Raw genomic sequence first — 12,113 nt, forward strand, 5'->3', positions numbered from 1 at the left:
TGCCATAGAAGACGGTCTAGAGTGCCGCGCAGCTTGGCGCTCACCTGCAGGGGGGTTCATGAAGCGGTCCATTCTGTCGCTCGCGTTTGCCACGACAATTCTGGCCGGCCTCGCCGCCGGCTCGGCTCATGCGCAAGGTCGAGGCATCGACGCGATCCAGACGGTGGTCGTCATCTACGCGGAAAACCGCTCCTTCGACAATCTCTACGGCTCGTTCCCCGGCGCCAACGGCCTGCAGAACGTCAAACCCGGGGAGGCCATCCAGCTTGATCGCGACGGCACGCCGCTGAAAGAGCTGCCGCCGGTGTGGAATAACCTGACCGGCAAGGGCGTCACGCCGGTGGTGACGCAGGCGCAGACCGAGCACCTGCCGAACCAGCCGTTCTCGATCGACGATGCGAAAGGTCTGAACACCCAGCTTGGCGTCGTCACGCACGACCTGTGGCATCTGTTCTACCAGAACCAGATGCAGATCGACGGCGGCAAGAACGACAAGTTCGTCGCCTATGCCGACTCCGGCTCGCTGGTGATGGGCCACTATGACGGCTCCAAGCTGCCGCTCTGGACTATCGCCAAGCAGTACACGCTCGCCGACAATTTCTTCATGGCGGCGTTCGGCGGCTCATTCCTCAATCACCAGTGGCTCGCCTGCGCCTGCACGCCGGTCTATCCCGACGCCGAGAACAGCCCGGCGAAGAAGCTGATCGCCGCGGTCGAGGCGGACGGCGTCACGCTCAAGATCGCCGACAACTCGCCCAAGTCGGCGATGCAGGGCATCCCGAAATTCGTCAACAACGGCCAGATCTCGCCCGACGGTTATGCCGTCAACACGATGCAACCGCCATACCAGCCGAGCGCCATCAAGCCGGCGGAAGGGGGCGACGCGCGCTTCGCCGATCCGTCGAAACCGAACGTGCTGCCGCCGCAGCACGAGGTCACCATCGGCGATCTTCTGAGCCTCAAGGGCGTGAGCTGGGCGTGGTATTCGGGCGCGTGGCAGGCCGTGCTCGACGGCAAGAACGGCCACCCGGTGCCGAACTTCCAGTTCCACCATCAGCCGTACAACTACTTCGCCGCTTATGCGCCCGGCACCGAGGCGCGCAAGGAGCACCTGAAGGACGGCGGCATGAACGGCGTCGATTTCATCAAGGACATCGACGCCGGCAAGCTGCCGCAGGTCACCTTCTACAAGCCGCAGGGCAATCTCAACGAGCACGCCGGCTACGCCGATGTGGAGTCGGGCGACAAGCACATCGCCGACGTCATCGCGCATCTGGAGAAGAGCCCGCAATGGACGCACATGCTCGTCGTGGTCACCTATGACGAGAACGGCGGCTTCTGGGACCACGTGGCGCCGCCGAAAGCCGACCGCTGGGGCCCGGGCTCGCGCGTTCCGGCGCTGATCGTCTCGCCCTTCGCCAAAAAGGGCTTCGTCGACCACACGCAGTACGACACCACCTCGATCCTGCGCTTCATCACCCGCCGCTACGAATTGCCGGTGCTCAAGGGCATCGTCGAGCGCGACGCGGCTTTGCGGGCGCACGGCGAGCCGCCGATGGGCGACCTCACTGCCGCATTGCAATTCTGATCGCGGCGAAAGCGGGTTCTCGCCGCGCTTTTGATTTCCATCAAGGAGCATTCCCTCGCTGCTGCGCACCCTGTTCATCATGGCGGCACACAGCAGAGGGAATATCTCCATGGCGAATTCCATCGCGACAGAGAATCTTGGCGCAACCATCATGACGGGCGCCGTTGCCGGCGCCGCCGGCGGCGTGGCCGAGATTGCATGGGTTGCGTTGTACGCTGCAATGACCGGCGGCAAGGCCGCGGTGATCGCGCAAGGCGTGACCACGGCTGCTGGCGTCGGTGCGCTCTATCCCGGCGCCGCGGCGGGTGCCGGCGTCGCCGTGCACATGATCCTGTCCCTGGCGCTCGGCATGCTGCTCGCCGTGGTCGCGCGTCGGCTGGCCTCCGGCCGGAGCGTGCGCGCCTTCAGCCTCGCGGCGCTCTGCGGCGTCTGGTTCGTCAATTTCTTCATCATCCTGCCGCTCGTCAGCCCGGCCTTCACGCATCTCTTGCCCTACGCCGTGAGCCTGACCTCGAAGCTTCTGTTCGGCGCCGCTGCCGGTCAGGTGCTCGCGATGCAGGCGCGGCGCCTGCCGCGTGGCCTCGCGATGGTGCGCGCGCCGCAGTGACAGCTTGCCTCTGCGGCCCGGCGACAAGCAGCCGCCGGGCGGCAGATTGATTTTTCTACTGCAGTGCCGCAAGGTCCGAGGCCTGCCGGGCGAGGGACCTAAGAGTCTGTATGTTCAAGCGCATTCTGATCGCCAACCGCGGCGAAATCGCCTGCCGGATCATCAAGACCGCCCGCCGGATGGGGATCGAGACCGTCGCCGTCTACTCCGACGCCGACAAGGATGCGCTGCACGTCGAGATGGCGGATACCGCCGTACCTATCGGCCCGCCGGCCGCGGCCGAGAGCTATCTCGTCATCGACAAGATCGTCGCCGCCTGCAAGGCGACCGGCGCCGAGGCGGTGCACCCCGGCTACGGCTTCCTCTCCGAGCGTGAGGCCTTCCCGACGGCGCTGGCGAAAGCCGGCATCGTGTTCATCGGCCCGAACCCCAGGGCGATCGCCGCCATGGGCGACAAGATCGAGTCGAAGAAGGCGGCGGCCGCCGCCAAGGTCTCGACCGTTCCCGGCCATCTCGGCGTCATCGAGGACCACGACGCCGCGATGCGCATCGCCGACGAGATCGGCTATCCGGTGATGATCAAGGCGTCCGCCGGCGGCGGCGGCAAGGGCATGCGCGTCGCGCATTCGCGCGTCGAGGTGGCGGAGGGCTTTGCCCGCGCCCGCTCGGAGGCGAAGTCGTCCTTCGGCGACGACCGCGTCTTCATCGAGAAGTTCATCGTCGATCCGCGCCACATCGAGATCCAGGTGCTCGGCGACAAGCACGGCAACGTCATCTATCTCGGCGAGCGCGAATGCTCGATCCAGCGCCGCAACCAGAAGGTCATCGAGGAAGCGCCGTCGCCGCTGCTCGACGAGGCGACGCGCCGGAAGATGGGCGAGCAGGCGGTCGCACTGGCCAAGGCCGTCGGCTACGACAGCGCCGGCACCGTCGAGTTCGTCGCCGGACAGGACAAGAGCTTCTTCTTCCTCGAGATGAACACGCGCCTGCAGGTCGAGCATCCGGTGACCGAGCTGATCACCGGCATCGATCTTGTCGAGCAGATGATCCGCGTCGCTGCCGGCGAGAAGCTTTCACTCAAGCAAGGCGACGTGAAACTCAACGGTTGGGCGGTGGAGAGCCGCGTCTATGCCGAGGACCCGTACCGCAAGTTCCTGCCCTCGACCGGCAGGCTGACGCGCTATCGGCCGCCGGAGGAGACCAGCGCCGGCGGCGTCACCGTGCGCAACGATACCGGCGTCTACGAAGGCGGCGAGATCTCGATCTACTACGATCCGATGATCGCCAAGCTGGTCACGCATGCGCCGACGCGCAAGGCGGCAATCGACGCACAAGGCGAGGCGCTCGACGCCTTCGTCATCGACGGCATCCGCCACAACATCCCGTTCCTGTCGGCGCTGATGGCGCATCCGCGCTGGCGCGCGGGCAAGCTGTCGACCGGCTTCATCGCCGAGGAGTTTCCGCAGGGTTTCCACGCGCACGCGCCGGAGGGCGAGCGTGCCGCGGTCATCGCTTCGGTCGCCGCGGCGATCGATCTCGTGCTCGGCGAGCGGAAGCGGCAGATCTCCGGGCAGATGAACGGCCACGACGTGGTGCGCGACAGCGCCCGCGCCGTTTGGCTCGGCAGCGACGAACACCGCCTCGTCATCAAGCGCGACGGCGAGACGATCGCCGTCCATCTCGCCGGCGAGAAGGGCGCGCGCCTGTTGTCGTCGGACTGGAAGCCAGGCGATCCTTTGTGGACCGGCAGCATCGACGGTCATGACGTTGCCGTGCAGGTGCGACCGCTCGCCAACGGCTTTGCGCTCAGCTTCCGCGGCGTCGAAACGAAAGCCTACGTCTACACCGAGCGCGAGGCGGCCTACGCGCGGCTGATGCCGGTGAAGCAGGCGGCCGATACCGGCAAGCATGTGCTGTGCCCGATGCCGGGCCTCGTCGTTTCCATCGCCGTCGCCGAGGGCCAGGAAGTGAAGGCGGGCGAGACCGTCGCCGTGGTCGAGGCGATGAAGATGGAGAACGTGCTGCGCGCCGAGATCGACGGCACGGTCAAGAAGATCAACGCCAAGCCCGGCGACAGCCTCGCCGTCGACGCGGTCATCCTCGAATTCGCGTGACTCAGGAACGCTTTGGCGGACGCCGCGTTCGCTCCGTATAAAATCATACGGCGGAGAGGTTCCATGTCCGTGAACCCGCTGCCTGCGCAAACGCAGGACCATCAGCCCGGCAGCGAGCGCGCGATGCAGCCGCAGCCGGATTTCGAACCGAAGTTTCCCGGCGTCGGCAAGCTCAGGGGCAAAGTTGCAATTGTGACCGGCGGCGACAGCGGCATCGGTCGCGCCGTGGCGGTTGCGATGGCGCGGGAAGGCGCCCGCATTGCCGTCGTCTATCTCGAGGAACACAAAGACGCCAACGTCACGCGCGACCTGGTCGCGCGCGAGGGCAGCCAGGCGATCCTGCTCGCCGGCGACGTCGGTCAGGAAGACTTCTGCATGGCGGCGGTCGAGGCGACGGTGGAACAGTTCGGCCGGCTCGACATCCTGGTCAACAATGCCGGCGAGCAGCACGAAATCGAGGACGTGCGAAACATCAAAGCCGCCCAGATCGAGCGCACCTTCCGCACCAACATCTTCAGCATGTTCTTCATGGCCAAGCACGCGCTGCGGCACATGCCTCCCGGTGGCACGATCATCAACACGACGTCGGTCACCGCCTATCAGGGGCACAAGACGCTGATCGATTATGCCGCCACCAAGGGCGCCATCGTCACGTTGACGCGCTCGCTGGCGGAGGCCCTGGCGAAGGACGGCATCCGCGTCAACGCGGTGGCGCCGGGCCCGATCTGGACGCCGCTCATTCCCGCGTCGTTCGAGCCGGAGCACGTCGCCAGGCACGGCTCAAGCGTGCCGATGCAGCGTCCCGGCCAGCCGAACGAGGTCGCGCCCTGTTACGTGTTCCTGGCGAGCGAGGACGCCTCCTACATCAGCGGTCAGGTGCTTCATCCCAACGGCGGCGAGGTTGTCGGCTCGTAACGGAACCGTGCTTGCCTGCGAGCGTTAGCCCGACTCGCGAGGGAGACCGACCATGGCTGGGAAGAAGCAGATGCGTGCCCCGGCACGGCAGATCAACGCTCCCGATGCCGCGGACGCCATGCCCGCGGACGATCGCCGCACCGACCAGGAAACGACACGGCCGGACGATCTGCCGCAGATCGACGGCGGCCGTATGGCGGAAGACACCGTCGGCGGCGGCACGACGCCGAAGATCGACGGCGGCGTCGACCAGCATCCGGTGCACGACGAAGATCAGGAAGACCGGACTCCGAGCGACTATGAACGAGAGATCGACCGCATCGACGCTGCAACGCGTTCGCAACGCTGACGCGCGCACCGGCGTCGGCTATGATCCGACGATGGGCGCGCAGGTCATCAGGCATGTCTCGGTCCGTGGCCGCGTGCAGGGTGTCGGTTATCGCGCCTTCGTCGAGCGCGAGGCGCTCGCCGCCGGTCTCGAAGGCTGGGTCCGCAATTCCCACGACGGCTCGGTCGAAGCTGTTTTCAGCGGTGCGCCGGACATCGTTGAGAAGATGATCGGCACTTGCCGGCGCGGGCCTTACGCCGCGCGCGTCGATGCGCTCGACGTCCGCTCCGCCGATGCCGCCGAGATGCGGCCACGCCGCGTCGGCGAGCGCTTCTCCGTGCTCCCGACCGCCTAGCGCTTCGCAGCGATACCGCGGAAGGTCGCGGCGAGGGTGCGCAAGGCGGCGCGCGCCCGCGCGTCGCTCACCCGCGAATACAACGCCACCGTCGAACGCCCGAGCGACGGCAGGCCGAGCGCCGGTCCGATATCGAGCGTGCCGGCCGGCGCCACGCGCGCAGCGAGCGGCGCCACCGCCAGCCCGGCCATCACCGCCGCGGCCACCGCCGCGATGCCGCCGCCCGTGAACGCCTCGATCCAGGCAATGCCGGCCTTGTCCAGCGCGCGGATCGATTGCGCGCGCACGCTGCATGGCGCCGCCAGCATCGCGAGCTTCAACCTGTCGCCGGGGCGGCGGCGGAAACCGGGCGTGGCGAACCAGCCGAAGGTGTCCTCGACCAGCGGTTCGCCGCCGCGGCGGCCCTTGTCGCGGCGGATGACGGCGGCGTCGAGGCCGCCGGCCTCGAAGGCGTCGGCGATCTGGTTGGACATGCCGATGCGCACGTCGAGATGCAGGGCGGCGTCGACCGCGCTGACCCGGGCGATCAGCGGGGCGAGGTCGAGCCCGGCGGCGTGGTCACTGAACCCGATCGTCAGCCGCCGCTCCGGCGCTTCGGCGCCGGCGAGCGCCCGGTCGTGCGCGGCGAGCAGGTCGCGCGCCCGTGTCAGGAAGGCGGCGCCATCGGCTGTCAGCCGCACCGAGCGCGGGGTGCGCTCGACCAGCCGCACGCCGAGCCGCGCCTCCAGCCGCTTGAGCTTGAGGCTGACTGCCGACTGCGTCGTGCCGTCGGTCTGCGCCGCGCGGGTGAAGCTCGCGAGGTCGGCGACCAAGGTGAAGGCGCGCACGGCGTCGACGTCGAGGGCAGGGGCATGATTTTGCATCGTTATCATTGATATCATTGTCTATTGCATTTCGCAATGACTACGCCGGCGCTAGATTGGCCTCATCACATGGAGGCCACCGTCATGCCGCTGATCACCGTTACCGTTGCCACGCCGCACCAGAAGGTGCTCGACAGGCCCGCGATCGCCGCCGAGGTCGCCCGTCTGTCGACCACGATCCTGAAGAAGGATCCGAAGGTCACGGCCGTCATCGTCACGCGCGTGTCGTCGGACGACTGGTTTTGCGGCGGCAAGTCGCTGACCGAGGAATGGCTGGCGAGCTTCTGGCTCGACATCCACATCACTGACGGCACCAACACCAAGGACGAGAAGGCGGCCTTCGTCGCCGCTGCGTTCGAGGCGATGGGCCGGCTGCTCGGGCCACTGCACGAGGAGAGCTACGTGCACGTGCACGACGTGCGCGGCGACGCCTACGGCTATGGCGGGCTGACGCAGGAGCGGCGCTATATCGCGGCGCGGCTGGCGCCGCCGGTCGCCGCGGCAGCCTGAACGCGCACCGTGGGGCCAAACAGTCCCTCGAACGCGGTTCGCAATGCCATGTCGACCTCGGCCATGGAAACAACGTGCCCGAGGTCGGCGAGGCTGGTGACGCCATAGCGGTTTTCGTGCACGCCGCAGGGCACGATGCCGGTGAAGTGTGACAGGTCGGGCTCGACGTTGAGGGCGACGCCGTGCAGCGTCACCCAATGACGCACGCGGATGCCGATGGCCGCGATCTTGTCCTCGAAGCCGTCGCCCTTGTCCGGCCGCCTGACCCAGACGCCGACGCGGTCTTCGCGCCGCTCGCCGCGCACGTTGAAGGCGGCAAGCGTGCGGATCAGCCATTCCTCGAGCGTGGCGACAAAGCGGCGTACGTCCGGGCCGCGCTGCTTGAGGTCGAGCATCGTGTAGGCCACACGCTGGCCGGGGCCGTGATAGGTCATCTGGCCGCCGCGTCCGGCCTCGAACACCGGGAAGCGCGCGTCGATGACGTCGGCGCGGTTGGCGCTGGTGCCGGCGGTGTAGAGCGGCGGGTGCTCGAGCAGCCAGACCAGCTCCGGCGCGCTGCCTGCGGCAATCGCCGCCGCGCGCGCATCCATGGCGGCGAGCGCCTCGGCGTAGGCGACCGGCCCGTCGGAAATCAGCCATTCCACCGGCGCCGCGTCCGCGGGCGCCGGCAGGCCGACCGTCAATTCGTCGCGAATATTAACCACCCGTTCACCATGCCGTGGTGACCTCGACATAGGCGCAAAGAAGAGTCTTTGCCAGAACACCGCAGAGCACGGGAAGCATACGTGGCCACACTCGACAAGGTCGCCGTCGATATCACTGTGGTGCTCGGCACCACTTCCATGCCGATCCACCAGGTGCTGCGGCTCGGCCGCGGCGCCATCCTTGAGCTGGAGTCCTCAGAAGAGGACCCGGTCCGGATCCTGGCCAACAACCTCCCGGTGGCGGAGGGAACCGTGGTCGTCAACGGCAACCGCATCGCCGTCGAGGTCGCCCGCCTGTTGCCGCGGCCAGCCGACATGCGCTGAGGCGGCACTTTTCCCGCCGCGCCTAATCGGTTGATCGGGCAGGGGGAATCCGCAGGCCTTTTTCCCCTGCGGACGGTTCGCGGGCCTTGTCCGTCGGGAAGCTATTTGTTACAGCAGCGCCGTCTTCGCAGGACGCGCGAGATCGCGTCCTCCTCCCCATGCGGTCGTGGCGGAATTGGTAGACGCACTGCCTTGAGGTGGCAGCGGGGCAACCCGTGGAGGTTCGAGTCCTCTCGACCGCACCAATTCTTTGGATGCCGGAAAACGGCGTGCCGCCGACGGACAACCGTCGTGCGGCCTGACGCTCTTCGGATCGGGCAGGGTCAGGCGCCGGCGACGCCCGCGGCTACCGCCACAGGTTGAACCAGTTCTGCCCGGAATCGGCGGTTTGCGCCTTCTTGCGGCTGGCGGCGGCCTTTTCGATGGCTGCGTCGGCGCTGTCGGTCGCCGGCTTGTGATGCCGGCGGTGGTGGTGACGGGCAACCCGCACCTTGGCCGAATGCTCGACCGACGTCTTCACCACGCGCGGCCAGCCGCCGGCCTCGTGCGTCTTCGCCGGCAGTTCCGGCACCGAGGCGATGCGTTCGCCGGCCGGCACGGCCTGCACGATGTGGTAGCCGCGCGCCTTCAGCTCCTTCAGCAGCATCGGCAGCGCCATCGCCGTCGCCGGATGGATGTCGTGCAGGAGCAGCACGCCGCGGTGGTTCTTCGCCTCGATGCGGCTGATGGCGAGCTTGACGATCTGTTTGGGCGTGATGCCGTGATGCCAGTCGTCGGCGACCTCGTCGGCGCTCCACACGGTGAGCGACTTCGAGGCGAGGAAGCCGTCGACGGTCTTGTTGTGCAGCAGGCCCGGCACGCGGAAGAACGGGGCCACGGCGCGCGGGTCGCCTGCCGCCGCCTGCACCGCGGCGATGCCGCCGTCGACCTCGTCCGCGATGCGCTCGACCTTCATGTGGTTGAAGGTGAGCGGATGGTCGAGGCTGTGGGTGCCGATCACGTGCCCGGAATTGTAGATGCGGCGGACCAGCGCCGGATAGGTCTTGGCCATCTCGCCGACGAGGAAGTAGTCGACCTTGACGCAGTTCGCGGCCAGCGTGTCGAGGATGCGGCCGGTATAGGGCGGCAGCGGGCCGTCGTCGAAGGTGATGACCACCTCGTGGTCGTTGAGCGGCAGGCTGGTCTCGTACTGCATGGTGCCGATCTGCGGCAGCACGCTCGGATCGACTGTGATGGTGCGGCTGGTGCCGATGGCGTCCGGGTTGCCCGGGCACGATTGCGCGAGAGCGGGCCCCGTGGCGATGGCCAGCAGGCAGAGAAAGGCAGTGATGGTACGCATAGTCCCCCTGCCGGCCAGAGAGCGACCAACGAGTCGCGCCGGGACGGCTGCCTCTTGAGTACGAAACGCTGCATTAACCGAACATTAACCAATTGTGACATGTCCACAACTTAGCGGGCCGGCTCATTCGAGCGGCCGGCTGGGCCCGGCTGCGACCACGTGAACGATCCGGTAGCCGCGGGCTTTCAGCGCGCGCAGCAGGGCCGGCAACATGCGCGCGGTCTGCGCCCTTGTGTCGTGCAGCAGCACGATGCCGTGGTCGACCTTCTCGATGCGCTCCAGCAGCAGCTTCAGTTCCTCGTCCGGGGTCTGGCTGCGCCAGTCGCTGGCCCAGACATCGGCGCCGAACACGACCAGGCCTGCCGCCTGCGCGCGGTCGAGCAAAGCCGGGGTCGAGGCGAAGCCGGGGAAGCGGAAGAATGGCGTGGTCGCCTGCGCCCGCGCCGCGCCGGTGAGCGCCTGCTCATCCGCGCGGACGCCCTTGACGATCTGCTCCCAGGCCGCGGCCGGCGCCATGTGGTCGAGCAGCGGATGGCTGAACGTGTGGTGACCGATCGAATGTCCCTCGGCGAACTCGCGCCGCACGAGCTCCGGATGCGCGGCGACGTTGCGGCCAAGGACGAAGAACGTCGCCTGCACGCATTGCTCCTTCAGCGCCCTCAGCACCACCGGCGTCGTTGTCGGCCACGGGCCGTCGTCGAAGGTGAGCACCAACTCCTTCGGCCCGAGCGGCAGCGTCTCGGCGAACTCCTTGCGGCCGACGCGCGGCGTCGCCGTGGCGTCGACGGTCAGCACGCGCGCGATGCCCAGCGCGTCGGGGTTGGAGCAGGGGGCGGCGAGGGCGGGCAGGGGCAGCGCGGCGAAAAGCAGCGCGACGGCGAGACGGATCACTGAACTATTCCTTTCGGCCGGCAATTGACAGCAACGGTTCGCGCGCCGCAAGCGCGCCGGCGCGTCAATCTCGAAGTCACGTGTTTAGCGTTTGCCGGACCGGGGGACGCGTCGTACAAGCGGCGCGGTCGCACTGCTTGTGCAGGGGCTGTCGCATGCTTGCTGAAGAGACCGGCGTGCCGTCGCTGCGCGACGAGGAGGGCGCCATCCGCGAAGAGTTCGTGACGCGTGTGGCGCAGGCCATCGAGGCCGGCCGCGTCGACGAATTGCGCGAGCTTACCGCGGACCTGCACGAGGCCGATCTCGGCGCCCTTGTCGAGGCGCTCGACAGCGAGCTGCGGCCGCGCCTCGTCGAACTGCTCGGCATTGACTTCGACTTCACGGCGCTGACCGAGGTCGACGATGCGGTGCGCGGCGAGATCCTCGAGGAACTGCTGCCGCGCACGGTTGCCGAAGGCGTGCGCGACCTCGACTCCGACGATGCGGTGGCGATCCTCGCCGACCTGCCGCAGGAGGAGCGCACCGAAATCCTCGATCAACTGCCGCCGCCGGAACGCGTGGCGCTGGCGCGCAGCCTCGAATATCCGGAAGACTCCGCCGGCCGGCGGATGCAGACCGAGTTCATCGCCGTGGCCTCGCACTGGGACGTCGGTCAGGCGATCGACTACATGCGGGAGACGGTGGAACTGCCCGACCGCTTCTATGAAGTCTATGTCATGGACGAGCGCGGCCATTTCGTCGGCGCCGTGCCGCTCGACAAGCTCCTGCGCTCGAAGCGGCCGATGCCGATCGCCGACATCCTCGAGGACGAGCGGCCGCTGATCCGCGCCGACCAGGACCAGGAAGAGGTGGCGCGGCTGTTCCAGCGCTACAACTGGGTGGCGGCGCCGGTGCTCGATACCGCCAACCGCCTGGTCGGCGTCATCACCTTCGATGACGTCGCCGACGTCATCCAGGAGGAGGCGGACGAGGACATCAAGGCGCTCGGCGGCGTCGCCCGCTACGAGGAATTGTCGGACACGGTCTGGACCATCGCCCGCAGCCGCTTCAACTGGCTGCTGATCAATCTCGGCACCGCCTTCCTCGCCTCTTCGGTGCTCGGCCTGTTCGAGGGACAGTTGCAGAAGATGGTGGCGCTGGCGGTGCTGGCGCCGATCGTGGCCAGCCAGGGCGGCAACGCCACCACCCAGACGATGACGGTGGCTGTGCGCGCGCTGGCGACCCAGGACCTGCGCGACGCCAATGCCTGGCGCGTCGTCCGCCGCGAGCTGTTCGTCGGCCTGCTCAACGGGCTCGCCTTCGCCGTCATCACCGGGGCGGCGGCCTATGTCTGGTTCCGGGTGCCGGGGCTCGGTCTGGTCATCGGGCTCGCCATGATCTGCAACATGGCGGCGGCGGCGCTCGGCGGCATCCTCATCCCGCTCGGGCTGCACCGGTTGCGCTTCGACCCGGCGGTGGCCTCGAGCCCGTTCGTGACCACGGTCACCGACGTGGTCGGGTTCTTCTCCTTCCTGAGCATCGCCACCTTCTGGTTCGGGCTGCGCTGAGGATTACCCTTCGTTCACCCTGTTTCCT

13 protein-coding genes and 1 tRNA gene are annotated in these 12,113 nt (G+C 67.7%); 10 read left to right on the forward strand and 4 right to left on the reverse strand.

What is annotated here, in order from left to right; translation table 11 throughout:
* The first annotated feature begins 58 nt into the window (after positions 1 to 58).
* The 6 genes from VGV41_RS04405 to VGV41_RS04430 all read left to right on the forward strand — a co-directional run bounded on the left by VGV41_RS04405 (position 59) and on the right by VGV41_RS04430 (position 5,907).
* Positions 59 to 1,588 (forward strand): acid phosphatase, encoded by a 1,530-nt coding sequence (locus tag VGV41_RS04405; RefSeq protein WP_326862439.1) that lies wholly within the window; start codon positions 59 to 61, stop codon positions 1,586 to 1,588.
* A 109-nt stretch (positions 1,589 to 1,697) separates the two neighbouring features.
* Positions 1,698 to 2,195, forward strand: a complete 498-nt coding sequence (locus VGV41_RS04410; protein WP_326862440.1) for a hypothetical protein — start codon at positions 1,698 to 1,700, stop codon at positions 2,193 to 2,195.
* 110 nt (positions 2,196 to 2,305) lie between these two features.
* A complete protein-coding gene (locus VGV41_RS04415; RefSeq protein WP_326862441.1) occupies positions 2,306 to 4,309 on the forward strand; it encodes an acetyl/propionyl/methylcrotonyl-CoA carboxylase subunit alpha in 2,004 nt (667 codons plus the stop codon).
* 63 nt (positions 4,310 to 4,372) lie between these two features.
* Positions 4,373 to 5,224 (forward strand): SDR family oxidoreductase, encoded by an 852-nt coding sequence (locus VGV41_RS04420; protein ID WP_326862442.1) that lies wholly within the window; start codon positions 4,373 to 4,375, stop codon positions 5,222 to 5,224.
* 52 nt (positions 5,225 to 5,276) lie between these two features.
* A complete protein-coding gene (locus VGV41_RS04425; RefSeq protein ID WP_326862443.1) occupies positions 5,277 to 5,573 on the forward strand; it encodes a hypothetical protein in 297 nt (98 codons plus the stop codon).
* Positions 5,574 to 5,604: 31 nt separating this feature from the next.
* Positions 5,605 to 5,907 carry an acylphosphatase gene (locus VGV41_RS04430; RefSeq protein ID WP_326862488.1) on the forward strand — a complete coding sequence of 101 codons (303 nt, stop codon included), beginning with the start codon at positions 5,605 to 5,607 and terminating at the stop codon, positions 5,905 to 5,907.
* On the opposite strand, the gene VGV41_RS04435 is transcribed toward VGV41_RS04430, so the two are convergent.
* The gene (locus VGV41_RS04435) at positions 5,904 to 6,770 is read right to left on the reverse strand and encodes a LysR family transcriptional regulator (protein WP_326862444.1); all 867 of its coding nucleotides are present in this window, start codon (positions 6,768 to 6,770) and stop codon (positions 5,904 to 5,906) included. The two genes, VGV41_RS04430 and VGV41_RS04435, sit on opposite strands and share 4 nt — an antisense overlap.
* Positions 6,771 to 6,854: 84 nt before the next feature.
* Here VGV41_RS04435 and VGV41_RS04440 point away from each other — a divergent pair, with 84 nt between their 5' ends.
* On the forward strand, positions 6,855 to 7,280 hold the full coding sequence (locus VGV41_RS04440) for a 4-oxalocrotonate tautomerase (RefSeq protein WP_326862445.1): 426 nt from the start codon (positions 6,855 to 6,857) through the stop codon (positions 7,278 to 7,280).
* On the opposite strand, the gene lipB is transcribed toward VGV41_RS04440, so the two are convergent.
* Positions 7,235 to 8,014 carry a lipoyl(octanoyl) transferase LipB gene (gene lipB / locus VGV41_RS04445; RefSeq protein WP_326862446.1) on the reverse strand — a complete coding sequence of 260 codons (780 nt, stop codon included), beginning with the start codon at positions 8,012 to 8,014 and terminating at the stop codon, positions 7,235 to 7,237. The genes VGV41_RS04440 and lipB overlap by 46 nt on opposite strands.
* A 51-nt stretch (positions 8,015 to 8,065) precedes the next feature.
* Between lipB and VGV41_RS04450 the strand changes: the two genes are divergently transcribed.
* Together VGV41_RS04450 and VGV41_RS04455 are read left to right on the forward strand one after the other, a co-directional pair.
* Positions 8,066 to 8,308 (forward strand): FliM/FliN family flagellar motor switch protein, encoded by a 243-nt coding sequence (locus VGV41_RS04450; RefSeq protein WP_326862447.1) that lies wholly within the window; start codon positions 8,066 to 8,068, stop codon positions 8,306 to 8,308.
* A 160-nt stretch (positions 8,309 to 8,468) separates the two neighbouring features.
* Positions 8,469 to 8,553 (forward strand) — tRNA-Leu (locus VGV41_RS04455).
* A 101-nt stretch (positions 8,554 to 8,654) separates the two neighbouring features.
* Here VGV41_RS04455 and VGV41_RS04460 read toward each other — a convergent pair.
* The gene (locus VGV41_RS04460) at positions 8,655 to 9,647 is read right to left on the reverse strand and encodes a polysaccharide deacetylase family protein (protein ID WP_326862448.1); all 993 of its coding nucleotides are present in this window, start codon (positions 9,645 to 9,647) and stop codon (positions 8,655 to 8,657) included.
* A 123-nt stretch (positions 9,648 to 9,770) separates the two neighbouring features.
* A complete protein-coding gene (locus tag VGV41_RS04465; protein ID WP_326862449.1) occupies positions 9,771 to 10,538 on the reverse strand; it encodes a polysaccharide deacetylase family protein in 768 nt (255 codons plus the stop codon).
* Positions 10,539 to 10,693: 155 nt separating this feature from the next.
* On the opposite strand from VGV41_RS04465, the gene mgtE reads away from it, so the two are divergent.
* Entirely contained in the window at positions 10,694 to 12,085 is a 1,392-nt protein-coding gene (gene mgtE, locus VGV41_RS04470) for a magnesium transporter (RefSeq protein ID WP_326862450.1), read from the forward strand.
* The last annotated feature ends 28 nt before the right edge of the window (positions 12,086 to 12,113 follow it).

This window comes from Pseudolabrys sp. (assembly GCF_035943735.1).
Taxonomy (GTDB): domain Bacteria; phylum Pseudomonadota; class Alphaproteobacteria; order Rhizobiales; family Xanthobacteraceae; genus Pseudolabrys.

What these genes read in the sequence shown, in the direction of transcription:
- VGV41_RS04460 (WP_326862448.1), bottom strand. Translation starts at nt 9,647, where the DNA reads ATGCGTACCATCACTGCCTTTCTCTGCCTGCTGGCCATCGCCACGGGG.
- VGV41_RS04420 (WP_326862442.1), top strand. Translation starts at nt 4,373, where the DNA reads ATGTCCGTGAACCCGCTGCCTGCGCAAACGCAGGACCATCAGCCCGGC.
- VGV41_RS04410 (WP_326862440.1), top strand. Translation starts at nt 1,698, where the DNA reads ATGGCGAATTCCATCGCGACAGAGAATCTTGGCGCAACCATCATGACG.
- VGV41_RS04415 (WP_326862441.1), top strand. Translation starts at nt 2,306, where the DNA reads ATGTTCAAGCGCATTCTGATCGCCAACCGCGGCGAAATCGCCTGCCGG.
- VGV41_RS04430 (WP_326862488.1), top strand. Translation starts at nt 5,605, where the DNA reads ATGGGCGCGCAGGTCATCAGGCATGTCTCGGTCCGTGGCCGCGTGCAG.
- VGV41_RS04425 (WP_326862443.1), top strand. Translation starts at nt 5,277, where the DNA reads ATGGCTGGGAAGAAGCAGATGCGTGCCCCGGCACGGCAGATCAACGCT.
- lipB (WP_326862446.1), bottom strand. Translation starts at nt 8,014, where the DNA reads ATGTCGAGGTCACCACGGCATGGTGAACGGGTGGTTAATATTCGCGAC.
- VGV41_RS04405 (WP_326862439.1), top strand. Translation starts at nt 59, where the DNA reads ATGAAGCGGTCCATTCTGTCGCTCGCGTTTGCCACGACAATTCTGGCC.
- VGV41_RS04440 (WP_326862445.1), top strand. Translation starts at nt 6,855, where the DNA reads ATGCCGCTGATCACCGTTACCGTTGCCACGCCGCACCAGAAGGTGCTC.
- VGV41_RS04435 (WP_326862444.1), bottom strand. Translation starts at nt 6,770, where the DNA reads ATGCAAAATCATGCCCCTGCCCTCGACGTCGACGCCGTGCGCGCCTTC.
- mgtE (WP_326862450.1), top strand. Translation starts at nt 10,694, where the DNA reads ATGCTTGCTGAAGAGACCGGCGTGCCGTCGCTGCGCGACGAGGAGGGC.